The 26,937-nt window shown below is 73.9% G+C and carries 21 protein-coding genes and 2 pseudogenes; 15 read left to right on the forward strand and 8 right to left on the reverse strand.

Annotated elements, in window-relative coordinates; translation table 11 throughout:
• The first annotated feature begins 267 nt into the window (after window positions 1-267).
• Window positions 268-1,161, forward strand: a complete 894-nt coding sequence (locus PV342_RS39230; protein ID WP_500320935.1) for a diacylglycerol kinase — start codon at window positions 268-270, stop codon at window positions 1,159-1,161.
• 27 nt (window positions 1,162-1,188) lie between these two features.
• Here PV342_RS39230 and PV342_RS39235 read toward each other — a convergent pair whose 3' ends face one another.
• Both PV342_RS39235 and PV342_RS39240 read right to left on the reverse strand, forming a co-directional pair.
• The gene (locus PV342_RS39235) at window positions 1,189-2,394 is read right to left on the reverse strand and encodes a PucR family transcriptional regulator (RefSeq protein WP_400800745.1); all 1,206 of its coding nucleotides are present in this window, start codon (window positions 2,392-2,394) and stop codon (window positions 1,189-1,191) included.
• Window positions 2,391-3,653, reverse strand: coding sequence for a PucR family transcriptional regulator (locus tag PV342_RS39240; RefSeq protein WP_400800742.1), 1,263 nt, complete (start codon window positions 3,651-3,653; stop codon window positions 2,391-2,393). The genes PV342_RS39235 and PV342_RS39240 overlap by 4 nt, the downstream gene beginning before the upstream one ends.
• 361 nt (window positions 3,654-4,014) lie before the next feature.
• On the opposite strand from PV342_RS39240, the gene PV342_RS39245 reads away from it, so the two are divergent.
• The 3 genes from PV342_RS39245 (at window position 4,015) to PV342_RS39255 (ending at window position 9,082) form a co-directional block, all read left to right on the forward strand.
• A complete protein-coding gene (locus PV342_RS39245; RefSeq protein WP_400800739.1) occupies window positions 4,015-5,283 on the forward strand; it encodes an ABC transporter substrate-binding protein in 1,269 nt (422 codons plus the stop codon).
• 183 nt (window positions 5,284-5,466) lie between these two features.
• Window positions 5,467-8,298 (forward strand): DEAD/DEAH box helicase, encoded by a 2,832-nt coding sequence (locus tag PV342_RS39250; RefSeq protein WP_361002619.1) that lies wholly within the window; start codon window positions 5,467-5,469, stop codon window positions 8,296-8,298.
• A gap of 106 nt (window positions 8,299-8,404) precedes the next feature.
• Entirely contained in the window at window positions 8,405-9,082 is a 678-nt protein-coding gene (locus PV342_RS39255) for a TetR/AcrR family transcriptional regulator (protein ID WP_400800735.1), read from the forward strand.
• 13 nt (window positions 9,083-9,095) lie between these two features.
• Here the strand turns inward: PV342_RS39255 and PV342_RS39260 are convergent.
• The 3 genes and pseudogenes from PV342_RS39260 to PV342_RS39270 form a co-directional block, all read right to left on the reverse strand.
• Window positions 9,096-9,557, reverse strand: a pseudogene (locus tag PV342_RS39260) (ADP-ribosylglycohydrolase family protein); the annotation flags it as partial.
• Between the two features lie 149 nt (window positions 9,558-9,706).
• Entirely contained in the window at window positions 9,707-9,934 is a 228-nt protein-coding gene (locus PV342_RS39265; RefSeq protein WP_089229025.1) for a DUF6011 domain-containing protein, read from the reverse strand.
• Window positions 9,935-10,029: 95 nt separating this feature from the next.
• Window positions 10,030-10,887, reverse strand: coding sequence for a siderophore-interacting protein (locus PV342_RS39270; RefSeq protein ID WP_400800729.1), 858 nt, complete (start codon window positions 10,885-10,887; stop codon window positions 10,030-10,032).
• A gap of 165 nt (window positions 10,888-11,052) precedes the next feature.
• On the opposite strand from PV342_RS39270, the gene PV342_RS39275 reads away from it, so the two are divergent.
• Window positions 11,053-12,411 carry a cytochrome P450 gene (locus tag PV342_RS39275; RefSeq protein ID WP_400800726.1) on the forward strand — a complete coding sequence of 453 codons (1,359 nt, stop codon included), beginning with the start codon at window positions 11,053-11,055 and terminating at the stop codon, window positions 12,409-12,411.
• Here the strand turns inward: PV342_RS39275 and PV342_RS39280 are convergent.
• Entirely contained in the window at window positions 12,380-13,297 is a 918-nt protein-coding gene (locus tag PV342_RS39280) for a 5'-3' exonuclease (RefSeq protein ID WP_386990704.1), read from the reverse strand. The two genes, PV342_RS39275 and PV342_RS39280, sit on opposite strands and share 32 nt — an antisense overlap.
• Window positions 13,298-13,481: 184 nt before the next feature.
• On the opposite strand from PV342_RS39280, the gene PV342_RS39285 reads away from it, so the two are divergent.
• The 5 genes from PV342_RS39285 (at window position 13,482) to PV342_RS39305 (ending at window position 19,966) form a co-directional block, all read left to right on the forward strand.
• A complete protein-coding gene (locus PV342_RS39285) occupies window positions 13,482-14,600 on the forward strand; it encodes a quaternary amine ABC transporter ATP-binding protein (protein WP_329191218.1) in 1,119 nt (372 codons plus the stop codon).
• Window positions 14,593-16,392 carry an ABC transporter permease/substrate binding protein gene (locus PV342_RS39290; protein WP_500320939.1) on the forward strand — a complete coding sequence of 600 codons (1,800 nt, stop codon included), beginning with the start codon at window positions 14,593-14,595 and terminating at the stop codon, window positions 16,390-16,392. Before PV342_RS39285 ends, PV342_RS39290 begins: the two co-directional genes overlap by 8 nt.
• A gap of 106 nt (window positions 16,393-16,498) precedes the next feature.
• Window positions 16,499-17,272, forward strand: coding sequence for a helical backbone metal receptor (locus PV342_RS39295; RefSeq protein WP_386990253.1), 774 nt, complete (start codon window positions 16,499-16,501; stop codon window positions 17,270-17,272).
• Window positions 17,273-18,566: 1,294 nt separating this feature from the next.
• On the forward strand, window positions 18,567-19,517 hold the full coding sequence (locus tag PV342_RS39300; RefSeq protein ID WP_400800719.1) for an aminoglycoside phosphotransferase family protein: 951 nt from the start codon (window positions 18,567-18,569) through the stop codon (window positions 19,515-19,517).
• Window positions 19,514-19,966 (forward strand): GNAT family N-acetyltransferase, encoded by a 453-nt coding sequence (locus tag PV342_RS39305; RefSeq protein ID WP_500320942.1) that lies wholly within the window; start codon window positions 19,514-19,516, stop codon window positions 19,964-19,966. Before PV342_RS39300 ends, PV342_RS39305 begins: the two co-directional genes overlap by 4 nt.
• Here PV342_RS39305 and PV342_RS39310 read toward each other — a convergent pair.
• Window positions 19,950-20,654, reverse strand: coding sequence for a gamma-glutamyl-gamma-aminobutyrate hydrolase family protein (locus PV342_RS39310; RefSeq protein WP_386990258.1), 705 nt, complete (start codon window positions 20,652-20,654; stop codon window positions 19,950-19,952). The two genes, PV342_RS39305 and PV342_RS39310, sit on opposite strands and share 17 nt — an antisense overlap.
• 105 nt (window positions 20,655-20,759) lie before the next feature.
• On the opposite strand from PV342_RS39310, the gene PV342_RS39315 reads away from it, so the two are divergent.
• From PV342_RS39315 to PV342_RS39330, 4 genes are read left to right on the forward strand one after another with little or no spacing between them, the layout of a single operon-like run.
• Complete coding sequence (locus PV342_RS39315; RefSeq protein WP_018564317.1) at window positions 20,760-22,136, forward strand: glutamine synthetase family protein; 1,377 nt, start codon at window positions 20,760-20,762, stop codon at window positions 22,134-22,136.
• An 8-nt stretch (window positions 22,137-22,144) separates the two neighbouring features.
• Window positions 22,145-23,530 carry an aldehyde dehydrogenase family protein gene (locus tag PV342_RS39320; RefSeq protein WP_500320944.1) on the forward strand — a complete coding sequence of 462 codons (1,386 nt, stop codon included), beginning with the start codon at window positions 22,145-22,147 and terminating at the stop codon, window positions 23,528-23,530.
• Between the two features lie 8 nt (window positions 23,531-23,538).
• A complete protein-coding gene (locus PV342_RS39325) occupies window positions 23,539-24,327 on the forward strand; it encodes a 3-oxoacyl-ACP reductase (RefSeq protein ID WP_026251945.1) in 789 nt (262 codons plus the stop codon).
• Between the two features lie 53 nt (window positions 24,328-24,380).
• Window positions 24,381-25,298: a DUF2510 domain-containing protein gene (locus PV342_RS39330; protein ID WP_400800816.1), complete on the forward strand. Its 918-nt coding sequence runs from the start codon at window positions 24,381-24,383 to the stop codon at window positions 25,296-25,298.
• Between the two features lie 58 nt (window positions 25,299-25,356).
• Here the strand turns inward: PV342_RS39330 and PV342_RS39335 are convergent, their stop codons facing one another.
• The gene (locus tag PV342_RS39335) at window positions 25,357-26,559 is read right to left on the reverse strand and encodes an amino acid deaminase/aldolase (RefSeq protein WP_400800711.1); all 1,203 of its coding nucleotides are present in this window, start codon (window positions 26,557-26,559) and stop codon (window positions 25,357-25,359) included.
• Window positions 26,560-26,706: 147 nt separating this feature from the next.
• On the opposite strand from PV342_RS39335, the pseudogene PV342_RS39340 reads away from it, so the two are divergent.
• A pseudogene (locus tag PV342_RS39340) lies at window positions 26,707-26,937 on the forward strand (hypothetical protein); the annotation flags it as partial.

The raw sequence follows: 26,937 nt of genomic DNA on the forward strand, positions 1-26,937 counted from the left end.
GCGCCACCCGCACGGTCTCCTCCGGGATCTCCGCCAGCTCCACCCCACGCAACGACACGAACCCACCCCAGAAACACGACGACGGCCTGCACAACCCCAACGGGGTAGTACAGGCCGCCGTCACGCATGCCCCGGATTTACCAACAGCGTCCGGACATCCGGGCGGGGCCCCCTTGTCATGGGGCGCGCGCCGGCCGTGGCCGCCCCTGCGCACGAAGGGGCGGCCGTGATCTCGACGGCTCGGCTACCGCAGGGTAGGGTCCGCGCGTGACCAGCGAGATCACCATCGTCTCCAACCCCACCGCGGGCCGCGGACGCGGCGCCGGCGCCGTGGGACCGGCCGCCGGCGCACTGCGCCGTGCGGGCTTCGGCGTGCGCACCGTCGTCGGCACCGACGCGGCGGCCGCCCTCGCGCGGGCACGCGAGGCCGTGGCGGACGGCACCGGGGCCCTGGTCGTGGTCGGCGGCGACGGCATGGTGTCGCTGGCCCTCCAGGCCGTGGCGGGAACCGGCACGCCGCTCGGCGTCGTCGCCGTCGGCACGGGCAACGACTTCGCGCGGGCGACCGGGCTTCCGATACGCGAGCCCGCGGCCGCCGGGGAGGCGATCGCCCGGGCCCTGAAGGAGGAGTCCGTCCGCGAGATCGACCTCGGCCGCGCGGGCGAACGGTGGTTCGGCACGGTCCTCGCCTCCGGCTTCGACTCCCGGGTCAACGACCGCGGCAACCGGATGCGCCGGCCCAGCGGGCGGCTCCGCTACGACATCGCGATGCTGGCCGAACTGGCCGCCCTGCGCCCCATCCCGTACCGCATCACCCTCGACGACGGCGCCGAGCAGGAGATCGAGGCCACCCTCGTCGCCGTCGGCAACGGCACCTCGTACGGCGGCGGCATGCGGATCTGCGCCGGCGCCGAACTCGACGACGGGCGCTTCGACATCTGCGTGGTCGGGCCGTGCAGCCGCGGCACGCTGCTGCGCGTCTTCCCCCGGGTCTACCGCGGCACCCATCTCGGCCACCCCGTGGTGACCGTGCACCGCGCCGCGGCGATCACGCTCGCGGCCGACGGCATCACCGGCTACGCGGACGGCGAGCCCCTCGGCCCTCTGCCGCTGACCGCGCGGACCGTCCCGCGGGCGCTGCGGCTGCTGGCGGCGCGGTAGGTGTGACCGCGCCGGCGGCGGGCCCGCTCAGGCGGCGGGGGCGGAGCGCAGGACGTCGACGGCGAGGGTGAGGTCGACGAGGTCGCGGGGGTGGGCGAGGCGGCGCCCGGTGAGGAGTTCGAGGCGGCGCAGGCGGTTGAGGACCGTGTTGCGGTGGCAGTCCATGCGTTCGGCCGCGGCGCGCGGGGAGCCGTCGCACTCCATCCAGGTGGCGAAGGTGAGCAGCAGGGACTCGCGTTCCTCGTCGGGCAGTCGCCGCAGCGGGCCGAGGACGTGTTCGGCCAGCTCGCCGGCGAGCCGCCGGTCCGCGGCGGCCACGACCGTCGGCATCCGGTCCTCCCACAGCGCGACCTCGCCGTCGAAGGCGCACGTGGGCAGGGCCAGTTCGGCGAGCGTCAGGGCCCGGTGCAGTTCTGCCAGGCCGTGTACGACCGGGCTGACCCCGGCCCGCAGTCCGGGGACCGCGCCCAGGAGCGCGGCGAGCGTCCCGGGGGAGCGGTCGCCGAGCAGGACGACCAGGACCTCGCCCGAGCCGCGGGGCACCCGCAGCACCCTGCTGCCGGCGCCCACCGGGAAGGCGTCGTCGCCGGGAGTGCCGGAGGCCGAGGCCCGCACGCTGGTCACCGCCACGACGAAAGGGCCGTCGCCCGGCACGCCCAGGGCCTGCGCGGCGGCGCGCACGCCGAGTCTGTCGGTGCGCCCGTCGAGCAGCGCCTCCAGCACGCGGGCGGCCCTGCTGCCGCCGCCGTCGGCGGTGCCGTCGCCCAGGCCCTCCTGGTAGACGTCGGCCAGGATCGCGGCCGTGCGCTCGCGGAACCCCCACATCCGCGGGGCGATGTGCACCATGAGCGGGATGCCGCCGGGGTGGTGCGCGGCGACGGTGTCGACGAGTCCCTGCCACACGACCGCGCCGCCCACGGCGAAGACGTGCGCCAGCAGTTCCGGCGGCATGCCCTGCGCGGCCTGGCGCCGACCGGCCTCGCGCATGTACCGGGCCGCGTCCGCGTCGCGCTCCGGGTCGACGAGCCGGTCCAGGTGCATGGTGATCATCGTCGCGAAGCCGCCGAGGGAGCAGTCGGGGTCGTCGGCGTGGTCCACAAAGCCGGGGACCTCGGTGTGCAGCCGCGCCATGACCTGCTCCGAGAGCTCGCCGACGCGTTCCTTCATGCGCAGCGCCGCCGTTCGCAGCAACTCCCTGGCCGCCTCGTCCCGGGTCTGCGGACCTGCCGTCACCGGGGCGCCCGGGGGCCGTGCGCCGCGGAGATCCGCTCGGCGTCCAGGGCGAGTGCCAGGTGCACCACGTCGCGGGGCCGCGCCACGGAGCGGCCGGTGAGCTCGTCCAGCCGCCGCAGCCGCCGGCGCACGGTGTTGGCGTGGCAGAACAGGGCGGCCGAGGCCTTCTCGACGGAGCCGCCGGCCTCCAGCCACGCCTCCAGGGTCTCCAGGAGCACGCCGGCCTCCGCGGCCTCCACCTCCCGCAGCCCGCCCAGCACCGCGACGGCGACCTCGCTCGCGACGTCCGGGCGGCGGGCGAGCAGCCCAGCCGGGTAGCGGCGGTCGAGGACGGCCACCTCGCCGTCCCGGGTGCAGGTGCGCAGAGCGAGTTCGGCGAGTTCCCTGGCATGGCCGACCGCGCCCAGCCGGTCCACCTCCGGGCTCAGCCCGGCACGCGTCCCGGCGGGCACCTGAAGCGCGGCCGCGAAGTCACCGAGCGTCAGGTCGCCCACGTCCAGGTCGGCGAGGAGCACCTCGCCGCCGATCGGGAACGCCCGGTGCACCCGCACCCGGGCGGGCACCGTGCTCTGCCGCCGTACGGGCACGGAGGTCCCGGCGGCGCCGCGGACGACGGCGACCGCGAAGCGGCCGTGCTCGGGCAGGCCCAGGGCGTCCGCGGCCTCGGCGATGCCGGTGGCGTCCACCCGCCCGGCGAGCAGGCCTTCCAGCGCCCTGCGGCCGCGCTGCCGGTGGAAGGTCACCTCGCCCCGGGCGCGCAGGTAGGCGTCGGCCATCAGCCGGCTGTCCCGCTCGAACAGGTCCCAGACCTCCGCGGCCGCGCGGGCGATCAGCCGCGTCCCCGCGGGCCCCTGGCCCTCCCCGGCCCGGACCAGCGCGAGCCACAGCGCGTCACCGGCCGTCCGGCAGGCGCCCATCATCGGCTCCAGCGGGAAGTCCTGCCAGGCCCGGCGTTCCCCCACCCACGACAGGTACTCGGCGGACACCGCGGAACGCCCCGGATCGGCGAGCGAGTCGAGGACGGCGGCGACCGACCCCTCGGTCTCCTCCAGCAACCCGGACGGGGCCAGCGCGGGCTCCCGGTAGGCCGGGTGCCGGTCCCGGATCCGCTCGACGATGTGCGCCGCCACCGGCCCCACCTGCCGGCGCACCTGCAGCGCGGCGGCTCGCAGCACGTCGTGGTGCTCCCGTCCTGAGGCGCAGGAGGCGCCCGTGGCGCCCGCGGTGCGCATCGGACGCGTCGGCGCGGGGCTGGTCATCCGACCTCCCTCTCGGCTCTCCGGGCGCTCCCGGGGCGCGGGGCGCGGGGTGCGCGGTTCTCGCACGGGCATTCCTACCGGCTGGTAGCCCCGCCCGGAAGGCAGGTGACGCAAACGTGACCGGCATCCGGACGGAACCCACACATCACCGAACACACGGTCGTACGGGACGGTACGGGCGGTGCCGCTGCACAGCCGCGCCCCGCCGCCGTTGGGAACCGCGACCAGAAACGCCCCCGCCCCTCGCCGAACCGGCCTCGGTCTCTTCCCATGGAGCTCCCGCACCACCGGCCCCGCGGCGGTGGCCGTCTCCGCGCCCGCGGCGGCCGCCCGCGGTCCCACCCCCAGGAGCAAGCACACCGTGACCCGGAAACAGCGCCTCAGGTCCACCGTCGTCCTCACCGCCGCCCTCACCTGCGTGCTCACGGCCTGCGGCGGGGAGACCGGCACCACCGCGGACGACGGCCCGGTCGACGCCAACGGCGTGACGACCGGGCCCGGCGTCACCGACTCCACCATCACCCTGGGCGTCCTCACCGACCTGTCCGGCCCGTACGGCCCCCTGGGCCGCTCCGTGCTGCAGGCCGAGAAGCTGTACGTCGACCAGGTCAACGCCAAGGGCGGGGTGTGCGGCCGCAAGCTGAAGCTGCTCGTCCGCGACCACGGATACGACGTCGAGAAGGCCGTCGTCCAGTACAACGAGATGGAACCGAGGATCGCCGCGATGCCGGGTCTGCTCGGCTCGTCGATCATCAACGTCCTGCTCGACAACATCACGAACGACGACGTGATGACGACGTCGCTGGGCTACTCCTCGAACCTGCTCGGCCAGCACACCCTGACGACGATCAACACCACGTACGACATCGACATGGTCAACGGCTTCGAGTACCTCGTCGAGACCCGGGGTCTCGGGCGCGGCGACCGGATCGGCTACCTCTACCTCGACGGCGACTACGGCAACAACGCGCGGCGCGGGGCCCGGTTCGTCGCCGACAAGCGCGGCCTGACCCTCGTCGAGAAGAAGGTCGGGGACACCCGCGAGGACCTGTCGCGAGAGGTGCGCGAACTCGCCGAGGCCGGTGTGAAGGCCGTCCTGATCAGCACCAGCCCCCCGCAGACCGCCTCGGCGGTCGGCACCGCCGCCGCGATCGGACTCGACGTGCCGTTCCTCGGCAGCGCCGTCGGCTTTGACCCGCGGCTGCTGAAGACCCCCGCGGCGCCGGCGCTGCTGAAGATGCTGGAGCTCGTCGCCCCCACCCCGGCGCTGAGCAGCGACGCGCCCGAGGCCGGGAAGCTCGTCGCCGACTACCGGCGCCGCTACCCGGGGTCCCCGCTGGACCAGGGACTGGTGACCGGGCACAACTCGATGGCCGTGGCCGTCCAGGACCTGAAGTCGGCGTGCGGGGCCAAGGACCTCAGCAGGACGGGCATCATCGAGGCGCACCGCCGGCAGAAGGAGTACGACCCCGGTCTGGGCCCGGCCCTCGACTTCTCGGACGCGTGGCAGCCCAGCGCCACCCAGAGCTACATCGTCAAGCCCCGGCAGGGCGTGCCCGGCGGCCTGGCAGGGGTGAGGGACGCCTTCAAGGTCCCGTTGGTGGCGGAGTACATCGCCGTGATGATCTGAGCCGCCCGCGGGGCGGCGCGCGGAGCGAAGGGCGCGAGTGCACGGGTGCACGGGCGCGCACGGGTGCGGGGCGGGTTCGCGGGGGCGGGATCCCACGACACGCCCGGTTCCCGCGCCGTGGGTTTTGCTTCGGCAAAAAGATCATGTCGACTGTCAGTGCGGCCCGGTAGTCTCGTTTTCAAGATGAACGACGAGATGTCTCCCGCCGAGCGTTACGCCGCGTCCCGGCTCCGCGCCGCTGAGCAGGCCACCGCACTCGCGGGCTTCCGCGAGCTGTACGACTTCGGGCTGGACCCCTTCCAGATCGAGGCCTGTCAGGCCCTCGAGGCCGGCAAGGGCGTGCTGGTGGCGGCACCCACCGGCTCCGGCAAGACCATCGTGGGCGAGTTCGCCGTCCACCTGGCCCTCGGCGAGGGCCGCAAGTGCTTCTACACCACCCCGATCAAGGCGCTGTCGAACCAGAAGTTCACCGATCTCGTCAAGCGCTACGGCGCCGAGCGGGTCGGTCTGCTGACCGGCGACAACAGCGTCAACGGGGACGCGCCGATCGTGGTCATGACCACCGAGGTGCTCCGCAACATGCTGTACGCGGGCTCCCAGGCCCTCGACGGCCTCGGCTACGTGGTCATGGACGAGGTGCACTACCTCTCCGACCGCTTCCGCGGCGCGGTCTGGGAGGAGGTCATCATCCACCTCCCGCAGTCCGTGACCCTGGTCTCGCTCTCCGCGACCGTCTCCAACGCCGAGGAGTTCGGCGACTGGCTCGACACCGTCCGCGGCGACACCGAGGTCATCGTCTCCGAGCACCGCCCGGTGCCGCTGTGGCAGCACGTCCTGGCGAGCCGCCGGATGTACGACCTGTTCGAGGAGAAGCGGGGCGCCGGCCCGGGCGCGCAGCGCGCCGTCAACCCCGACCTGGTGCGGCTGGCCCGGATGGAGAACCAGCGCTCCTTCAACGGCCGTGACCGGCGCGGCGGCAAGGTGCGCGAGGCCGACCGCGAGCGGGAGCGCCGCCAGCAGCGCAGGATCTGGACGCCCAGCCGCGTCGAGGTCATCGAGCGGCTGGACGCGGAAGGGCTGCTGCCCGCGATCACGTTCATCTTCAGCCGCGCCGGCTGCGAGTCGGCTGTGCAGCAGTGCCTCTACGCGGGCCTGAGGCTCAACAACGAGGAGAACCGGGCCAAGGTCCGCGCCATCGTCGAGGAGCGCACCAAGTCCATCCCCGACGAGGACCTGAACGTCCTCGGCTACTTCGAGTGGCTGGAGGGCCTTGAGCGGGGCATCGCCGCGCACCACGCCGGCATGCTGCCGACCTTCAAGGAGGTCGTCGAGGAGCTCTTCGTGAAGGGCCTGGTCAAGGCCGTCTTCGCCACCGAGACGCTGGCGCTGGGCATCAACATGCCCGCCCGCTCGGTGGTCCTGGAGAAGCTCGTCAAGTGGAACGGCGAGACCCACGCCGACGTCACCCCCGGCGAGTACACGCAGCTCACCGGCCGTGCCGGACGCCGCGGCATCGACGTGGAGGGCCACGCGGTCGTGCTGTGGCAGCGCGGCTTCGACCCCGTCCACCTGGCGGGGCTGGCCGGCACGCGCACCTATCCGCTGAGGTCCTCCTTCAAGCCCTCGTACAACATGGCCGTCAACCTCGTCGGCCAGTTCGGGCGGCACCGCTCGCGCGAGCTGCTGGAGACCTCGTTCGCGCAGTTCCAGGCCGACCGCTCGGTGGTCGGCATCTCCCGCCAGGTGCAGCGCAACGAGGAGGGCCTGGACGGCTACCGCGCCTCCATGACCTGCCACCTCGGTGACTTCGACGAGTACATGTCGCTGCGCAGGCAGCTGAAGGACCGCGAGGCCGACCTGTCCCGGCAGGGCGCGAACCAGCGCCGGGCGGCCGCCGCCGAAGCGCTGGAGAAGCTCCGCCCGGGCGACATCATCCACGTCCCGGCCGGCAAGTTCGCCGGCCTGGCCCTGGTCCTCGACCCGGGCGTGCCCGCCGGCCGCAGCCCCGGTCACCACAACCGGCACGACCAGTTCCACCACGACGGCCCCCGCCCGCTGGTGCTCACCGCGGAGCGGCAGGTCAAGCGGCTCGCACAGATCGACTTCCCGGTGCCGGTCGAGGCGCTGGACCGGATGCGCATCCCCAAGTCCTTCAATCCGCGCAGCCCCCAGTCCCGGCGCGACCTGGCCTCCGCGATGCGCTCCAAGGCCGGTACGGCCGGCATCGCGCCGCAGCGGCAGCGCCGCCAGCGCTCGGCCGCCGCGGACGACACCGAGATCGCCCGGCTGCGCAGCGAGATCCGCGCGCACCCCTGCCACGGCTGCGACGAGCGCGAGGACCACGCCCGCTGGGCCGAGCGCTACCAGCGGCTGCAGCGCGACACGAAGCAGCTCGAGCGCCGCATCGAAGGCCGCACCAACACGATCGCCCGCACCTTCGACCGCATCTGCGCCCTGCTCACCGACCTCGGCTACCTCGAGGCCGGCAAGGTCACCGCGGACGGCCGCCGGCTGGCCCGGCTCTACGGCGAGCTCGACCTCCTGGCCAGTGAGTGCCTCCGCGACGGCGTGTGGGACGACCTCGGTCCCGCGGACCTCGCCGCCTGCGCCTCCGCGCTGGTCTACGAGTCCCGCTCCGCGGACGACGCCATGCCGCCGCGGCTGCCGTCGGGCGGCGCCCAGCAGGCGCTCGGCGAGATGGTCCGCATCTGGGGCCGCCTCGACGCCCTGGAGGAGGAGCACCGCATCAACCAGGCCGAGGGCGTGGGCCAGCGCGAACCCGACCTCGGCTTCGCCTGGGCGGCCCACCGCTGGGCCTCCGGGCACGGCCTGGACGCGGTGCTGCGCGACGTCGACATGCCGGCCGGCGACTTCGTGCGCTGGACGAAGCAGCTCATCGACGTCCTCGGCCAGATCGCCGGTGCCGCCCCCGAGGGCAGCCCGGTGCGCCGCAACGCCCGCAAGGCCGTCGACGCACTGCTCCGCGGCGTCGTCGCGTACTCCTCGGTGGGCTGACGACCGCGGCGCGCCGCCCTCGCGCGGCGCGCCCGGTCGCGTCCGCCCCCGAAGCACGCAGGGCCGACCGCCCACCGCGCCGGGGCGGTTGTGCGAGGATCGGCGTGTGAGCACCACGGGACGGCGCGTCGGGCGCCCGCGTGCGCAGGCGCGTCCGGACAGCGGGCTGACGGCCCGCGAGGAACTCCTGACCGCCGCGGCCGAACTCTTCACCACGCAGGGGTACGCGGCCACCACGACCCGTGCCGTCGCCGAGCGCGCCGGGATGCGGCAGGCTTCGATATACCACTACTTCGCCGGCAAGGAGGACATCCTCGCCGCGCTCCTGGAGGGCACCGTCCGCCCGTCCCTGGACCTCGCGCACTCGCTCGTCGCCCGCACGGACGCCCCCGCGGAGGCGCGGCTGTGGGCGCTGTGCCGGGCGGACGTGGCCCTGCTGTGCGGCAGCGCGCACAACCTCGGCGCGCTCTACCTGCTCCCCGAGGTCCGCGCCGGGCGCTTCGGCGGCTTCCGTGCCGTCCGGGACGAACTGAAGGCCGCGTACGCCGCCCTGCTGGCCGCGACGGCCCCGGGCGCCGCGCTGCCCCCCTCCGGTCTCGCGGTCCGCGTCGACCTCGTCTTCGGCCTCATCGAGGGCGTCATCCTCATCCGGCGTGACAGCCCGATCCCCGACGCGGCCGCCTTCGCCCGCGCGACAGCCGACGCGGCGCTGCGCGTCGCCGGCTGCGCGGACGGCGACCTGGCCGCCCTGCGCCGCACGGCCGAGGCACTGCCGGCGGGGTGACGGGGGCCGGGGGTCAGTCCCCGGTGAGCCGGGCAGTCAGGGCGACCAGGTCGGCGTGGCGCAGCACGCGACCCGGCGTGCCGGGCATCGGCACGTGCAGTGCGGCCGTCCAGCGGCCCGGCACGGCGGCGAGGCCGTGGGCCGCGCCGGCGAGGGTGCCCGTGACGGCGGCGACGGTGTCCGTGTCGCCGCCCAGGTCGACCGCGGCGCGCAGCGCGGCCTCGAAATCCCCGGTCGTCCGCACGGCCCAGACCGCGGAGCCGAGGCAGGGCCAGACCGCGCCGTTGAACTCCGTGGCCAGGCCCGGGTGCCAGTCGGGCGCGAGGACGGCGGCCCACCGCTCATGGAAGGGCTCCGGCACCTGCGCCAGGGCGTCGGCCACGACCGCCGGCGCGACGGGATCGCCGCCGTCGACGGCGACCCGTACGAGGTCGTGGAGGATCGCGCGGCGCGTTCCCCACGCTGTGTCATTTCCGGCCTCCCAGGGGGCCGGTGACCTGTGCCGTGGGCACGAGGGCAGGGGCGAGGCGGTCCTCGGTGAGGTCGCCGGCGATGCGGTTCTGGGGGTGTGGGGTGCACGGTTGAACCGTAGGAGCTCGCCGCGCCGCCCGGTGCGGCGCGGCTTCACATACCCGGCAGCCGGTCCTGTTCGACGTCGAAGCGTCCGATGCGCGGGGCCGCGTCGAGCCCGTGCTTGCGCCGGCAGCCGCGGCCCCGGCCCCACAGCCGGGCGTCGTGCGCGCTCAGGGGCCGGTGGCAGTCGGCGCAGAGGACACGCGGACGCTCCCCGGCCGGCTGCGCCTCGGGCATCAGGCCCGGAAGCGGGGAGGGTTCGGGTTCGGGTGCGGCCATGTGGCCAGTGTCCCAGCACCGACCGACGTGCGCGCAGGTACTCTCCTGGCACGCCGGACGGAGCGTTCGTCGCCGGCGCGCACGGCGACGCGACGTCAGGAGGCGAGGGCCTGCGGCGGGGTCTCCTGCTCCTCCTCGATCCGGCGGTTCCAGTCCGGCTTGGAGGCCTGCCAGCCGTCCTCATCGTGACCGGTGCGCCAGTAACCCGAGATCGACAGCCGTTCGCGCGGTACGCCGAGTTCGACCCGCAGCAGGTGGCGCAGCCGCTTGACGAAGCCCGCCTCGCCGTGGACGAAGGCCTGCACGTCACCCGGCGGGAACTCCAGCCCGGCCACGAGAGGGACCAGTTCCTCGCCGACCCGGCCGGAACCGCGGTGCACCCAGACGACCTCGGCGTCACCGGGCGTGGAGAGCTTCTGCTCCTCCTCCGGGCCGGAGACCTCGACGAACACCCGGGCGGGAGCGCCCTCGGGTAGCCGCTCCAACGAGGCGGCGATCGCCGGCAGCGCGCTCTCGTCGCCCACGAACAGATGCCAGTCGGCGGCCGAGTCGGGCGCGTAGGCGCCGCCGGGGCCGAGGAAGAGCACCTCCTCGCCGGGCTGGACGCGGGCGGCCCACGGGCCGGCCAGGCCCTCGTCGCCGTGGTACACGAAGTCGACCGTCAGCTCGCGTGCCTGGGCGTTCCAGCGGCGCACCGTGTACGTCCGCACACGCGGCCACTGGTCGCGGGGGAAGTCGGCGCGGATCCGCTGGAGGTCGAACGGCTCGGGGTACCGCACGCCCTCGGCCGGGAAGAGCAGTTTGATGTAGTGGTCGCTGTACTCGCCCACGGGGAACCCCGTGAGGCCCTCACCGCCGAGCACCACGCGGATCATGTGCGGGGTCAGCCGTTCCACGTGCTGCACCCGCGCGCGGTTGAGCTGCGGCTTCCTGCGCACCGGACGGTCTGCCATGAGCACACTCCTCGCATCAAGTTAGGCAAGCCTAACCCATCCGCGCCGTCCTGCGCAGCCCGGTCTCGGAAAGATCACGAGATCTTCGATCACCGGTTCCGATCCGCCGTTCGCCGATTTTGATGGGACGGACGCGATCAGACGCTACCCGGGAGGCCGGCGCACATGGGTTCCGACACCGCCACCGCGATCACCGCAGGACCCCGCGGGGTGCCGCTGCTGGGGAACCTCCCGCAGTTCGCCAAGGACCCGCTCGCCTTCTTCACCGCGCTCCGCGAGTGCGGGGCCGGGCAGGTCACCTGGGCCATGGGCCGCACTCCCGCGCGCTTCCTCAATGATCCCGCACTCATCGGGGAACTGCTGTCGGCCCGCGAGTCGACCTTCTCGCTGCCCGATCTCGGATGGTCCTTCCGCTACCTCATGGGCGAGGGGGTCGTGGTGGCCAAGGGCGCCGACTGGCGCCGCAAGCGGTCCCTCGTCCAGCCCTCGGTGCGGCCCAAGCAGGTGCGCGCCTACGCGGCGACGATGGCCGACTGCGCGCGGGAGGTGGCCGAGCGCTGGAGCGTCGGCGAACGGATCGACATCCGCCGCGAGATGACCGGACTGACCCAGCGCATCGCGGTGCGCACGGTGTTCGGCACCGACGCCGCCGTCCGCGAGGAGGTCATAGGGCGCTGCATGGACGTCGCCCAGCAGCAGATGGGCGCCGAGTTCCGCGGCCTCGGCGCGATGCTGCCCGACTGGTTCCGCACCCCGGGGCGCCTGCGCTTCAAGGCCGCCGTCGACACCCTCGACGCCGAGGTCGCCCGGATCGTCGCCGCCCGCCGCGAGGCCGGCGGCGAACGCGACGACCTGCTCAGCCGGTTGCTGACCGCCGTCGACGAAGCGGGCGTCCCGCTCACCGACAAGGAGATCCGGGACGAGACCGTCACCCTCTACAACGCCGGCCACGAGACCACCGCCACCACGCTCACCTGGGCCTGGTACCTGCTCTCCCGCAACCCGAAGGCGCGTGAGGCGCTCACCGCGGAACTGGACCTGGTGCTCGGCGGCCGCACCCCCGGCTTCGACGACTACGCCCGACTGCGCTGGACCGAGGCCGTCGTGAAGGAGACCCTGCGCCTGCGGCCCACGGTCTGGCTCAACCTGGCCGTCGCCGAGGAGGGCGCCACCCTGGGCGGGGAGCCCGTCCCGGCCGGCACCCAGGTCTGGATCAGCCCCTGGGCCACCCACCGCGACCCGCGCCGCTGGCCGCAACCCGACGAGTTCCGCCCCGAGCGCTGGCTGGACGGGGCGCCCGACGCGATCACCGACCACACCTGGTTCCCCTTCGGCGGGGGGACCAGGGCCTGCCTCGGGGCGCGCTTCGCGATGGTCGAGGCGGTGATCGTGCTCGCCACCCTCGGCAGCCGCTTCCACCTGGACACCGGCGACGAGGAGATCCGACCGACCGTCGGCCTCACCCTCCAGCCCGACCGCGACGTGCTCGCCGTCACCCGGCCCGTTCCGGCCCCAGCACGCTGAGCAGCCGCTGCAGCGAGCCGCCCAGCCCCCAGCGCTCGGCCAGCGCGGCCAGTTCCTCGGGCCGGCGCGGCTCGCGCGGCAGCTCCGGGGTGAACTCCGGCAGCGGCACGTCGGAGGCCACCCGCACCACCTTCGGCGCGACCGCCACGTACTGCGCGGCCTCCTGCAGCCGCTTGCGCTGCGCGGGGGTGACCTTGGACGCGGGGTCGTGGGCGGCGGCCATGATCCCGGCCAGGTCGCCGTACGCGTCCAGCAGCTTGGCCGCCGTCTTCTCGCCGATCCCCGGCACGCCCGGCAGGCCGTCGCTCGGGTCGCCGCGCAGCAGCGCCAGGTCCACGTAGCCGGGTCCGTCCACGCCGTACCTGGCGCGCAGCCACGCCTCGTCCACCAGGTCGAGCGCGCCCACGCCCTTGACCGGGTACAGCACCCGCACCCCGCGGGCGTCGTCCACCAGCTGGAACAGGTCGCGGTCGCCCGTGACGATGTCCACCGGCCCCGGCGCCAGGCCCGTCAGGGTGCCGATCACGTCGTCCGCCTCGTAGCCGGCGACGCCCACCCGGGCGATGCCCAGCGCGTCCAGCACCGCCTCGATCACCGGGACCTGCGGCGACAGGGTGTCCGGCACCTCCTCGACGTCCGAGCCGCCGGGCACCTCCTCGGCGACGCGGTGCGCCTTGTACGAGGGGATCAGATCCACCCGCCACTGCGGCCGCCAGTCAGCGTCCATGCAGGCCACCAGGTCGTCGGGGGAGTGGTCGGCGACCAGGCGGGCGATGAAGTCCAGCAGCCCGCGCACCGCGTTGACGGGCGTGCCGTCCGGAGCGCGCACCGAGTCGGGCACGCCGAAGTACGCGCGGAAGTAGAGGCTGGCGGTGTCCAGGAGCATCAGGCGTCGAGTCACACGCCGATGATGCCGCACGCCGCCGACACCCCGGCCACCGTGACCTCCGTCACGGAACGGTTTGCTCCGCTTGGGTCGGGGCAGCCGCCGTCCCGGAGCGGGACAGGAGCGCTCCGCGACCAGCGTGCGGGGGCAGCCGGTCGTCCTCCCTACGACACGTGAGGTGTATGTGTACAGGCTGCAGGCAGAGCATCTGTACAAGGTGTTCGGTGCCGATCCCGAGGACGGCGTGCGCCGTCTGGAGGCCGGGACCGGACGCGAGGAGTTGCGCGAGAGCGGCACGACCGCCGCGGTGATCGACGCGAGCTTCGACGTCCGCGAGGGCGAGATCTTCGTCGTCATGGGCCTGTCCGGATCGGGCAAGTCCACCCTGCTGCGCACGCTCAACGGGCTCAATCCCCCCACCGCGGGACGGGTGCTCTTCGACGGCCGGGACCTCACCGCACTCAGCCCCCGCGAACTGCGCCGCGTGCGCTCGCACGGCATCAGCATGGTCTTCCAGCACTTCGCGCTCTTCCCGCACCGCAGCGTCCTCCAGAACGCCGCGTACGGCCTGGAGGTGCAGGGCGTGGGCCGCAAGGAACGCGAGAAGCGCGCCGCGCAGGCCCTGGAACTCACCGGCCTGTCGGGCTGGGGCGACTCCTGGCCCGACGAGCTCTCCGGCGGCATGCAGCAGCGCGTGGGCCTGGCCCGCGCGCTCGCCACCGACGCCGACGTGCTCCTCATGGACGAGTCCTTCAGCGCGCTCGACCCGCTGATCCGCCGCGACATGCAGGACCAGCTGCTCGAACTCCAGCGCAGCCTGAAGAAGACCATCGTCTTCATCACCCACGACCTCAACGAGGCCATGCGGCTGGGCGACCGCGTCGCCGTCATGCGCGACGGGCGCATCGTCCAGGTCGGCACCCCCGAGGACATCCTGCTGCGCCCCGCCGACGACTACGTCAGCTCCTTCGTGCACGACGTCGACCGCTCCCGCGTGCTGACCGCCGGCACCGTCATGGAGCCGCCGCAGCGTCCCGACGCCGGCGACTGCCGCTGCGAGACGGTCGCCCCGCGCACCCCGCTCGCCGACGTCCTGCCGGTCAGCGCGCGCGTCCCGCACCCCGTGACCGTCCGCGACCAGGCCGGCGACGTGGTCGGCGTCATCGCCAGGCAGCGGCTGCTCGCGGCGCTCGGCGACCACGACGGACCGGTGACCCCCTGCACCGGCGACACGGCCCACGCGGCCCCGACCGCCGCGCCCGGGGTGCCGGCGCGGCCGAGGAAGGAGGCGGCGCGTGCCTAGGCTGCCCCTCGGCGACTGGACCGACAGCGCCGTCACCTATCTGCGCGACCACTTCGGCCCGCTCTTCGACGTCATCAGCGCCGTCGTCTCCGGCATGTACGACGGCCTGGACGCCGTGCTGCAGGCCCCCGCACCGCTGCTGCTCGCCGGGATCCTCGCGGTCCTCGCGCTGTGGCTGCGCGGCCTGACCGCCGGGGTGCTCGCCTTCGCGGGCCTGGCCGTCGTCGTCTCCGTGCAGCAGTGGGACGAGGCCATGGAGACCTTGTCCCTGGTGCTCGTCGCCACCGTGATCACCATCGTGCTCGCCGTGCCGCTCGGCATCTGGTCGGCGCGCAACCGCACCGTCTCCGCCGCCCTGCGCCCGGTGCTGGACTTCATGCAGACGATGCCCGCCTTCGTCTACCTGATCCCCGGCATCTTCTTCTTCGGCGTCGGCCAGGTGCCCGGCATCATCGCCACCATCGTCTTCTCCCTGCCGCCGGGCGTGCGCATGACCGAACTCGGCATCCGGCAGGTCGACGAGGAGCTCGTCGAGGCCGCGGAGGCCTTCGGCACCGCCCCGCGCAGCACCCTGCTGAGGGTGCAACTGCCGCTCGCGCTCCCCACGATCATGGCGGGCGTCAACCAGGTGATCATGCTCGCGCTGTCCATGGTCGTCATCTCCGGAATGGTCGGCGGCGGCGGCCTCGGCGCCTCCGTCTTCACCGCCATCAGCCAGGTCGACATCGGCCTCGGCTTCGAGGCGGGCCTGTCCGTGGTCATCCTCGCCATGTACCTCGACCGCGTCACCGGCGCCCTCGGCACCCGCGTCTCCCCGCTGGGCCGGCGCGCCATGGCCGCGGCCGCCTCCCCGCGCGGAGCGCGGCTGTGGAAGTACCGTCCGCAGACCTCCGTCGCCGTCGTCGGCATCGTCGCCCTCGCGCTGACCGCCGGCGGGATGGGCGTCCTCGGCGGCGGGGACGAGAGGACCGCCGTCCCCGAGGCCGACGACGTCGGCAAGGGCCGCCAGGTCGACATCGGCTACATCCCCTGGGACGAGGGCATCGCCTCCACCTACCTGTGGAAGGAGCTGCTGGAGCGGCGCGGGTACGAGCCGAAGGTCACCCAGTACGACGTCGGCGCCCTCTACACCGGCATGTCCGCGGGACGGGTCGACTTCGAGACCGACTCCTGGCTGCCCGTCACGCACCGGTCGTACTGGGAGAAGTACAAGAACGAGCTGGACGACTACGGCTCCTGGTACGGCCCCACCTCGCTCGAACTGACGGTGCCCTCCTACGTCAAGGGCATCGACTCGCTGGCCGACCTCAAGGGCAAGGGCAAGCAGTTCGGCGGCCGGATCATCGGCATCGAGCCCGGCGCCGGGATGATGAAGATGCTCAACGACACGGTGCTGGAGAAGTACGGGCTGCAGGGCGAGTACAAGGTCACCACCGGCTCGACCGCGAGCATGCTCGCCCAGCTCGACCGCTCCATGAAGGCGAAGGAGCCGGTCGTCGTGACCCTGTGGTCCCCGCACTGGGCCTACAGCGAGCACAGCCTGAAGAAGCTGAAGGACCCGCTCGGCGCCTGGGGCAAGGGCGACGGCATCCACACCCTCGCCCGCAACGGCTTCGTCGGCGACGAGCCGAAGGTCGCGAAGTGGCTGGCGGACTTCAAGCTGAGCGAGAAGGAGCTCACGGGCCTGGAGGGTGCCGTGCACAAGGCCGGCCAGGGCCACGAGCAGGACGGCGTACGCGACTGGCTCGACGCCCACCCCGGTCTCACGGACCGGCTCGCCCCGGTCGGCTGACCGGACCCCGGCCCCGGACGGCGCGGCACCCGGCACTTCCCCTCCCTGGTGCCGGAGCCGCGCCGTCCGGCCCTCCCCGTCCGGCGGGGATCGATACGGTGGGGACATGACCCGTCGCGACTCCGGCCCCGCACGGCGTGTGGTCTCCCTCGTCCCCTCGCTCACCGAGGCGGTGGCGACCACGGCGCCCGCCCTGCTCGTGGGCGCCACCGACTGGTGCAACCAGCCGGCCGACCTGCGCGTCACGCGGGTCCGGGGCACGAAGAACCCCGACATCGCGGAGATCGTCCGGCTCGCTCCCGACCTGGTGATCGCCAACGAGGAGGAGAACCGCGCGCCCGACCTCGACGCGCTGCGCGCGGCGGGGCTGACGGTGCTGGTGACGGAGGTACGCAGCCTTCCCCAGGCCTTCCGGGAACTGCACCGCGTGGTCGTCGAGGCCTGCGGGCTGCCGCGCCCGGCCTGGCTCGACGCCGCGGAGAAGACCTGGGCGTCGCTCCGGCCCGCCGCCCACCCCCGCAAGGCCGTCGTCCCCGTCTGGCGCCGCCCCTGGATGGTGCTTGGCCGGGACACCTTCGCCGGCGACCTGCTGGCCCGGCTGGGGGTCGAGAACGTCTACGGCGACCACCAGGAGCGGTATCCGCGGGTGCCGGTCGACGAGCTCACCGGCAGCGGGGCGGACCTCGTCGTACTGCCCGACGAGCCGTACCGGTTCACGGCCGACGACGGGCCGGAGGCGTTCCCGGAGATACCCGCGGCCCTGGTCAGCGGCCGTCACCTCACCTGGTACGGCCCGTCCCTCGCCGAGGCGCCCGCCGTGCTCGCCGCCGCCCTCGCCCCGCCGGCCCCGGCGGGGCGGCTGACCCGGGAAACCCGCTAGCGCGGTGGGACCGGGGTCGGTTGTTGCTGCCGGTTGTCGTGTGCGGCTCCGTTGCGCCTGCGGGCGGCTGCGCCGGGCTCCCGGGTGGGTGCCCCTTGCTGCCGGTTGTTGTGTGCGGGTTGTTTGCGCCTGCGGCGGGCATCCCCCGCCCTCCCGCCCGATTGCCCGGGATGGTTGGTGCGGGCCTCGCGCGGTTCGTGGTGGGCCGGGAGCGGGGCCTCCGGGGCTGGGCATTCTGTACCGCATATTTATGTGCATGGCGGGCGCTACTTGTCCTTGCCGTCCGTGCCGCACAACACATACACGTCAGCGTCCAGAACGCCCACCCTCCCCCAGCCTTCGGCCGGGGGTGCCCCCACCTCCCCCGCCCCCTCCGTATCGTTCGGCGACCAACGCCCGGTGGAGGGTGAAGGGTACGCCCCCTCCCCGCACCGCAGGAAACCGCCACCGGCAAGGGGTCCCCCCGCCTCAGGCCGAGCAAGAGTGCCCGCACCGGTGGCCAGGGGCCCTCGCCCTCGCGCTCGCCGTGACGCAGGCAACCCCTGCGGTGGAGGTGCCACACCTCTGTCCTTCGGCGAGCAGCCAAACCGGCGCCCGCTCACCTTGCCGACGGCATCGAACTGGATGGAGTGGGCGTCGAGTAGGACGTGTGCGGCGACCCCGGACCGCCTCCTCACCACCCTCCGGCCATCAGTCGCCCCACGATACGGAGGGGGCGGGGGAGTTGGGGGCACCCCCGGCCGAAGGCTGGGGGAGTGAGGGCGGGCGGGGGGCAGCCCGCGCAGGCGCAAACAACCCGCACACGACAATGGGCCGCTCACCCTTCTGCCGGCGTCAGCACGAGCGCGCCGGGATGGCCGTGGGCGTCGGGTAAGCCATGTGCGGCACCCCGGACCGCCTCTTCACCCCCCTCCGGCCGTCAGCCGCCTGACGATACGGAGGGGGCGGGGGAGTTGGGGGCACCCCCGGCCGAAGGCTGGGGGAGGGTGGATGTTCTGGACGCTGCGGGATATTTGTGTGCGGCACAGACGGCACCGATCCGGACCGCCCGCCATGCACGTAAATAACCCAGTCCAGGACGTGCAGCCCCGGAGGCCCCGTCCCCGGCCCACCACGCACCCCGCGAGGCGGTCACTGACCGCGCCGGGCGCTCGGGCGGAGGGCGGGGGACGCCCGCCGCAGGCGCAAACGACCCGCACACAACAACCGGCCGCAACAACCGACCCCGGACGTACTCCGGACGCACCGGCAAAACCCGTTGGCCCCCGCGGGCGAAGCCCGCGATCCTCGGGGGATGACACGTGCCACCTGGGCCTCCCTGCCGCGTGACCTCTCCACCGCCGTCGAGGCACGCCTGGGCGCCCCCGTGGCCGGCGCCGCCGACCAGACGGGCGGTTTCTCCCCTGGCGTGGCCGCCCGCCTCACTCTCACCGACGGCCGCCGCGCCTTCGTGAAGGCCGTGAGCCCGGCGCAGAACCCGGATTCGCCGCACATTCACCGGGCCGAGGCCCGGATCGCCGCCGACCTGCCCCGGGATGTTCCGGCACCGCGTCTGCTGCACTCCTTCGAGCAGGACGGATGGGTCGTCCTGGCCTTCGAGGACGTGCCCGGCCGCCACCCGGTGAACCCCTGGGACGCGGAGGAACTGCGCCGTGTCATGGTCGCGCTGGGCGATCTGGCCGTCCGGCTGACGCCCGGTCCGGTCGCGGCGCCGCCGGCCGCCGAGCGCCTCGTGGGGAGTTTCGGCTGCTGGGCGGAGCTGGCCGCGGAGCGGAACGCCGGCAGGGACGACCTGCGCGGCCTCGATCCCTGGGCAGCAGCGCATCTGGAGGACCTCGCCGCCCTGGAGTCGGGCTGGCCGCAGGCGCTGGCCGGTGACACGCTCGCCCACGGCGATCTGCGGGCGGACAACATCCTGCTGACCCCCGACGGCCGGGTCGTGTTCGTGGACTGGCCGTGGGCCTGCACGTCGACCGCGTGGTTCGACCTGCTCTGCATGCTGCCGAGCATCGTGATGCAGGGCGGCCCGGATCCGGAGGGGCTCTTCACGGACCACCCGCCGGCGCGCGACGCGGACCCGGCGGCGGTGGACGCGGCGCTGGCGGCACTCACCGGGATGTTCCTGGTCCACGCCCGCCGGCCGGCGCCCCATGGGCTGCCCACACTGCGGGCCTTCCAGCGGGCGCAGGGGGAGGCGGCCCTGTCGTGGCTGCGCACCAGGCTGAGTCCTACGCTGCGGACATGAGCGATCTTCACTTCCGCCCCGTCACCCGCCAGGACATCCCCACCGTCGTGGCGATGTTCGCCGACGACGGGCTCGGCCGGGGCCGCGAGACCCCGGACGACCTGGAGCCGTACTACGCGGCGTACGAACGCGTCGTCGCCGACCCCGGGCAGCACGTGGTCGTCGCGGAGCGGGACGGCGTTCCGGTCGGCGTGCTGCAGTTGTCGGTGATACCGGGGCTGTCACGGCGCGGCACGACGCGCTCGGTCATCGAGGCGGTGCGCGTGCACCGCGGCGCCCGGGGCGGCGGCCTGGGGACGCAGCTGATCGAGTGGGCGGTCGAGGAGTCCCGCCGCCTGGGGTGCACGCTGGTGCAGCTCACCTCGGACCGGGCGCGCACCGACGCGCACCGCTTCTACGAGCGCCTCGGCTTCACGGCCTCGCACGTCGGCTTCAAGATGCAGCTCTGACCGCGCCGGCCGCCGCGGCGATCAGGGCCCGCATCACCCGTTCGTCCTCGTCCATCTCGGGGTGCCACTGGACCCCCAGTACGAAGCGGTCGCCCGGCAGCTCGACGGCCTCCGGCGTGCCGTCCTCGGCCTCGGCGCTGATCACCAGCCCGCGGCCGAGGGCGTCCACCGCCTGGTGGTGGTAGGTGGGCACGGTCGCGGCCTCCGGCACCGCCTCCGCGTAGCGCGTGCCGGGGACCGGCTTGACGGTGTGGCGGCCGAACACGCCCACCCGGGGGCCGCGGTGGCCGTCGATGTGCTGGGTGAGCGTGCCGCCGAGGGCGACGTTGAGCAGTTGCATCCCCCGGCAGATGCCCAGCAGGGGCACCCCGGCGGCGAGCGCGGCGTCGATGAGGGCCAGCTCCCAGGCGTCGCGTTCCCGCGCCGGCGGGTCGGTGCGCGGGTCGGGCTCGGCGCCGTAGCGCGCGGGCTCCACGTCCGGGCCGCCGGCGACCACCAGCCCGTCCAGCCGGGCCACGGCGTCCGCGGCGTGGGAGGGGTCGTCCGGCGGGAGCAGCGCGGCGAGGCCGCCGGAGCGCCGTACGAGCAGCGGGTACCCGGCGGGGAGCAGGGCGGAGGGCAGGTCCCAGCCGCCCCAGCGGGCCGAGCCGACCCAGTAGGTGCTGACACCGATCAGCGGACGGGCCACGGGAGCCTCCCTGCGACGCGCGGATTTCTTCTTGCACCGTACCCAACTGAGCCCCGGGCCCGTACTTTTGGATCACCTGTCGGACGGTAGGAGAGGTGATCACCCGTGGTGCACCGAACAGCCCCGCTCAGCACCGACGACCTGCGGCGACGCGTCGACTCCGGAGAGATCGACACGGTGGTCGTCGCCTTCACCGACATGCAGGGGCGCCTCCAGGGCAAGCGCTTCGCCGCCCGGCACTTCCTCGACGACGTCCTGGAGCACGGCACCGAGGGCTGCAACTACCTGCTCGCCGTCGACGCCGACATGAACACCGTGGACGGCTACGCCCTGTCCTCCTGGGAGCGGGGCTACGGCGACTTCGCCATGCACCCCGACCTCGGCACCCTGCGGATCACCGCCTGGGACGCCGCCACCGCGCTCGTCATCGCCGACCTGCGGCTGCTCGACCACGGCTCGACCCCGGTCGCCCCCTCGCCGCGGCAGATCCTGCGCCGCCAGACCGAGCGGCTCGCCGAGCGCGGCTGGTCCGCGTACGCCGGTACCGAGCTGGAGTTCATCGTCTTCAAGGACACCTACGAGCAGGCCTGGACGAACGGCTACCGCGACCTGACCCCCGCCAACCAGTACAACGTCGACTACTCCCTGCTCGGCACCGGCCGCGTCGAGCCGCTGCTGCGCCGCATCCGCAACGAGATGGGCGCCGCCGGGATGCGCGTGGAGTCCGCCAAGGGCGAGTGCAACCTCGGCCAGCACGAGATCGCCTTCCGCTACGACGAGGCCCTGGTCACCTGTGACCAGCACAGCGTCTACAAGACCGGCGCCAAGTCGATCGCCGCGCAGGAGGGCTACTCCCTGACGTTCATGGCGAAGTACAACGAACGCGAGGGCAACTCCTGCCACATCCATCTCTCGCTGCGCGACGAGGACGGGCGGCCGGTCTTCGCCGGCGACGAGCCGGGCGGCATGTCGGAGACGATGCGGCACTTCCTGGCCGGGCAGCTCGCCGCGCTGCGCGACTTCTCCCTGCTGTACGCGCCCAACATCAACTCCTACAAGCGGTTCAGGCCCGGTTCCTTCGCCCCCACCGCCGTCGCCTGGGGCCCGGACAACCGCACCTGCGCGCTGCGCGTGGTCGGGCACTCCCCGTCCGCGCTGCGCCTGGAGAACCGGGTGCCCGGCGGCGACGTCAACCCCTATCTCGCCGTCGCCGGGATGATCGCAGCCGGTCTGCACGGCGTGGAGCAGAAGCTCACCCTCCCCGAGCCCGTCACCGGCAACGCCTACGCCAGCGACGGCGTCGCGCACGTGCCGGCCACGCTCCGCGAGGCCGCCGAGCTGTGGGAGGCCAGCCCGATCGCCCGAGCGGCCTTCGGCGACGAGGTCGTCGAGCACTACCTGAACATGGCCCGCGTCGAACAGGACGCGTACGACACGGCCGTCACCGACTGGGAGCGCTACCGCTCCTTCGAACGCATGTGAGGCAGCGAGTGCCCGAAGCACCCGAACCGCTCGAAGCGCTGGACGTGCTCAACCCGGCCACCGAGGAGGTGATCGCCACCGTCCCCGCGGCGCGCCGGGAGGACGTCGACGCCGCCGTGGCCCGCGCGGCCCGCGCCCAGACCGCCTGGGCGGCCCTTGCCCCGGCCGACCGGGCCAGGCTGCTGCGCCGCTTCGCGTCCGCCGTGGACGCCCACGCCGGCGACCTGGCCGCCCTGGAGGTGCGCGAGGCCGGGCACACCGCGGGCAACGCCCGCTGGGAGGCCGGCAACGTCCGCGACCTGCTCGACTACGCCGCGGGCGGTGTCGAACGGCTCAGCGGCCGGCAGATCCCGGTGCCCGGCGGCATCGACGTCACCTTCCTGGAACCGCTCGGCGTCGTCGGCGTCATCGCCCCCTGGAACTTCCCCATGCCCATCGCCGCCTGGGGGACCGCCCCGGCGCTCGCGGCGGGCAACGCGGTGATCCTCAAGCCCGCCGAGACCACCCCGCTGACCGCGCTGCGCCTGGCCGACCTGGCGCTGGAGGCGGGACTGCCCGAGCACCTCTTCCAGGTGCTGCCGGGCGAGGGTCCGGTCGCGGGGGCAGCCCTGGTCGAGCACCCGGGTGTGGCGAAGATCGTCTTCACCGGTTCGACCCGTGTCGGCAAGCAGATCATGGCCACCTGCGCCGGCACGCTCAAGCGGGTCACCCTGGAGCTCGGCGGGAAGTCGCCGAACATCGTCTTCGCCGACGCGGACCTGGAGAAGGCCGCGGCGACGGCGCCGATGGCCTTCCTCGACAACGCCGGCCAGGACTGCTGCGCCCGCACCCGCGTCCTGGTGCAGCGGCAGGTGTACGACCGCTTCATGGAACTGCTGGAGCCCGCCGTCCTGGCCGTCAGCGTCGGCGACCCCTCCGATCCGGCCACCGACATGGGCCCGCTGATCTCCGCCGCGCAGCGGGAGCGCGTCCGCTCGTACGTGGCCCCCGACGCGCCCGTCGCGATCCGCGGCACGGCCCCGGAGGGCAAGGGCTTCTGGTACCCGCCGACCGTGCTGACCCCCGCCGATCCGGCCGGGCGCGTCGCGGTGGAGGAGGTCTTCGGTCCGGTCGCCGTCGTCCTGCCCTTCGAGGACGAGGCCGACGCGCTGCGCCTGGCCAACGCCACCCCGTACGGCCTGTCCGGCTCGATCTGGACCCGGGACGTCGGCCGCGCCCTGCGACTGGCCCGGGGCACCGCCGCAGGCAACCTGTCGGTCAACTCCCACAGCTCGGTGCGCTACTGGACACCGTTCGGCGGGTTCAAGCAGTCGGGGCTCGGGCGCGAGCTCGGCCCGGACGCGCTGGCCGCCTTCACCGAGACCAAGAACGTCTTCATCAGCACGGAGGAGTGATCCCGGCAATGACGCAAGCAGAAGCAGTGGTGTGCCGCCGCCTGGTGGGCCGGACGGCGGTGGTCACCGGCGCCGGCAGCGGCATCGGGCTCGCCTCGGCGCGCCGGCTCGCCTCCGAGGGCGCGCACGTGGTGTGCGCCGACATCGACGAGGCCGCGGGCAAGGCGGCCGCCGAGGAGACCGGCGGGCTGTTCGTCGAGGCCGACGTGACCGACGCGGGACAGGTGGAGGCGCTGTTCAAGGCGGCGTACGACACCTACGGCTCGGTCGACGTCGCCTTCAACAACGCGGGCATCTCGCCCCCCGACGACGACTCGATCCTGACCACCGGCATCGACGCGTGGCGGCGCGTGCAGGAGGTGAACCTCACCTCGGTGTACCTGTGCTGCAAGGCGGCGCTGCCCTACATGCAGCGCCAGGGCAAGGGCTCGATCATCAACACCGCGAGCTTCGTCGCCGTCATGGGTGCGGCGACCTCGCAGATCTCGTACACCGCGTCCAAGGGCGGCGTGCTGGCGATGTCCCGCGAGCTGGGCGTGCAGTTCGCCCGGGAGGGCATCCGGGTCAACGCGCTGTGCCCGGGGCCGGTCAACACCCCGCTGCTGCGGGAGCTGTTCGCGAAGGACCCGGAGCGCGCCGCGCGCCGCCTGGTGCACATCCCGGTGGGCCGCTTCGCGGAGGCGGAGGAGATCGCCGCGGCCGTCGCCTTCCTCGCCAGCGACGACGCGTCCTTCATCACAGGGGCGGAGTTCCTGGTGGACGGGGGTATCGCGGGAGCGTACGTGACCCCTCTGTGACCGGACGACTGACGGGAATCTTAAGGCCCGGGCCTTAGGGTGACGCCGTGACCATGACGACCCCGCCCGGCTGGTACCCAGAACCCGGGCAGACAGGCAACGGGCCCGCTCTGGAGCGCTGGTGGGACGGGACCGAGTGGACCGAGTACACCCGCACCGCTCCACCCCCCGCCCCGGCGTTCGGCGCCGGGGCGCCGGGCCATCCCCAGTACCCCGGCCACCCCGGCGCGTTCCCGCCGGCTCCCGGCAAGCGGCGCGGCGGTCTGATCGCGATCGCCGTCATCGCCGCGGTCGTGGTGGCGGGTGCGGTGGTCGGAGGTGTCGTCGCCCTCGGCAAGGGAGGCGGCGGCAGCGCGGACTCCGCCCGGCCCGCCCCGTCCCTCACGGCCCCCGGGAAGGGCCCGGACGGCGGCGGCCCGCCGGACCTGCCCAAGAGCGAGCCCGGTTTCGCCCTGGACGCCGTCGACGGCGTCAGCCTGCCCGTGCCCGACGGCTGGACCGGCACCACCAGCCGGTACGGGCTCGCGGAGCTCACCGTGGGCGAGTACGCCTGCCCCGGCGACCCCTCGAGCAACTGCCTGCGCGGCGGCGTCTTCTCGATGCCCGCCGTGTCGGTGAAGCTGAAGTCCACCACCGCCGAGGCCGCGGCCAAGGAGGACATCTCCGCCAACGCCGAGGGGGCCTACGGCGGCAAGATCTACGGCGACATCACCTCGCACACGCAGCTGCTGTCGCAGAAGGTCGCGGTCGCGGGCGAGCAGGGCTACCTGGTGCGCTGGAAGGTCGTCACCGAGAGGGGCGACGACGGCTACGTCCAGTCGCTGGTGTTCCCCTCGCCGTCGGACCCCGACAGGCTCGTGCTCGTCCGCTACGGCTTCGACATCAACCCCAAGGCGCCCGGCCTCGCCGTGATGGACGAGATCACCAAGGGCATCAAGGCCTCGGGCTCCGGTGGCGGCACCGGCGTGTGACCCCCGTCCCCGCACGAGGGCGCCCCGGTCCGGTCCGTCCGGCCGGGGCGTCCGCGCGTCAGAGGAACGTCCTGCCCTCACCGCGGTAGGTCGGCACCGCCCGCACCACCCGGTCCCCCTCGACCAGGTGCAGTGTGTCGAAGCGCTCGCACAGCTCACCCGCCTTGGCGTGCCGGAACCACACCTTGTCGCCGATCAGCAGATCGTCGGCGGCCGTCCCGAGCAGCGGCGTCTGCACCTCGCCCGGCCCCTCCTGCGGGTCGTAGCGCAGCCCTTGCGGCAGGAAGGGGACGGGCAGCCGGTCCCGGCCGGCCGCGCCCGAGGCCGGGTAGCCGCCGCCGAGGACGGTGACGACGCCCACGCCCGGGCGCCGCACCACGGGCTGCGCGAACAGCGCCGCCGGACGGCCCCGGAAGGAGGTGTAGTTGTCGAACAGCCGCGGCACGTACAGACCCGATCCGGCGGCGATCTCCGTCACCGCGTCCTCGGCGGCCGTGCTCTGCACACTGCCCGTGCCGCCGCCGTTGACGAACTCCAGCCCGGGCGCCACCTCCCGCACCGCCCGCACGGCCTCCGCGCGCCGCGCCGCCAGCTCCCGGCGCGCCGCCGCCTGCATCAGCCGCACCGCCCGCGAGCGCAGCGGCCGGCCGCTGACCGAGTCGCCGACGCCGGCCACATGGCCCTCGTACGCCATGATCCCCACCAGCTTGAAGCCGGGCCGCCGGGACACCTCCCGGGCCAGCGCCGCCATCTGCTCCGGCTGGTGGAGCGGGGAGCGCAGCGCCCCGATGCGGAGCCGGCCGCCCAGCATCTTCAGCGAGGTGTCCAGCTCCAGGCAGACCCGGACGATCTCGGAGCCGCCCGCGCGGGAGGAGTCGACGAGGTCGAGCTGCGCCACGTCGTCGACCATGACGGTCACCGCGGCCGCCAGCTTCGGGTCCGCGGCCAGCTCCGCGTAGGCGGAACGATCCGCCGAGGGGTACGCCAGCAGGACGTCGTCGAAGCCCGAGCGCGCCAGCCACAGCGACTCGGCGAGGGTGAAGGACATGACCCCCGCGAAGCCGTCCCGCTCCAGTACCCGCTCCAGAAGGGCGCGGCAGCGGACCGACTTGGACGCCACCCGGACCGGCTTGCCGCCCGCCCTGCGGACCAGGTCGTCCGCGTTGGCGTCGAACGCCTCCAGATCCACGATCGCCACCGGCGCGTCGAGGTGGGCGGTGGCCCGGTCGTACCGGGCGCGAGCTGCTCCCTGATCAGACATGCGCGAAGCTTGCCAGAATGCCCCTACCGAGCGGTAGGGGCAAGTGATCCGTACTGACGCGTCGTGACGTCGCCGCGCCCAGTAGAGTGACGCCGCAGTCCATCGCGTGAACGGGCCGTCCGCCGTGCGGCCGTGAGGGGGCACCGGGTGAGCGCCGGTTTCGACAACGGGGGAGCGACCCCCCGGCCGAGCTGGTCCCCACCGCGCCCGATACCGCCGCCGCACGCTTCCGCGCCGCCCCAGGGCTCCGCCCTGCACACCTCCGCCTCCGCCCAGTGGGCGGCCGGCGCCGCCCCCGGGCGCCCGTCCGCTCCCTGGGCCGCCGCGGGCCCCGCCGCCGGCGGCGAGCCCGAGGGCGGGCCGCCGCGGGAGCTGTAC

This window comes from Streptomyces sp. PA03-3a, from assembly GCF_033792735.1.
In the GTDB taxonomy this organism is placed as follows: domain Bacteria; phylum Actinomycetota; class Actinomycetes; order Streptomycetales; family Streptomycetaceae; genus Actinacidiphila.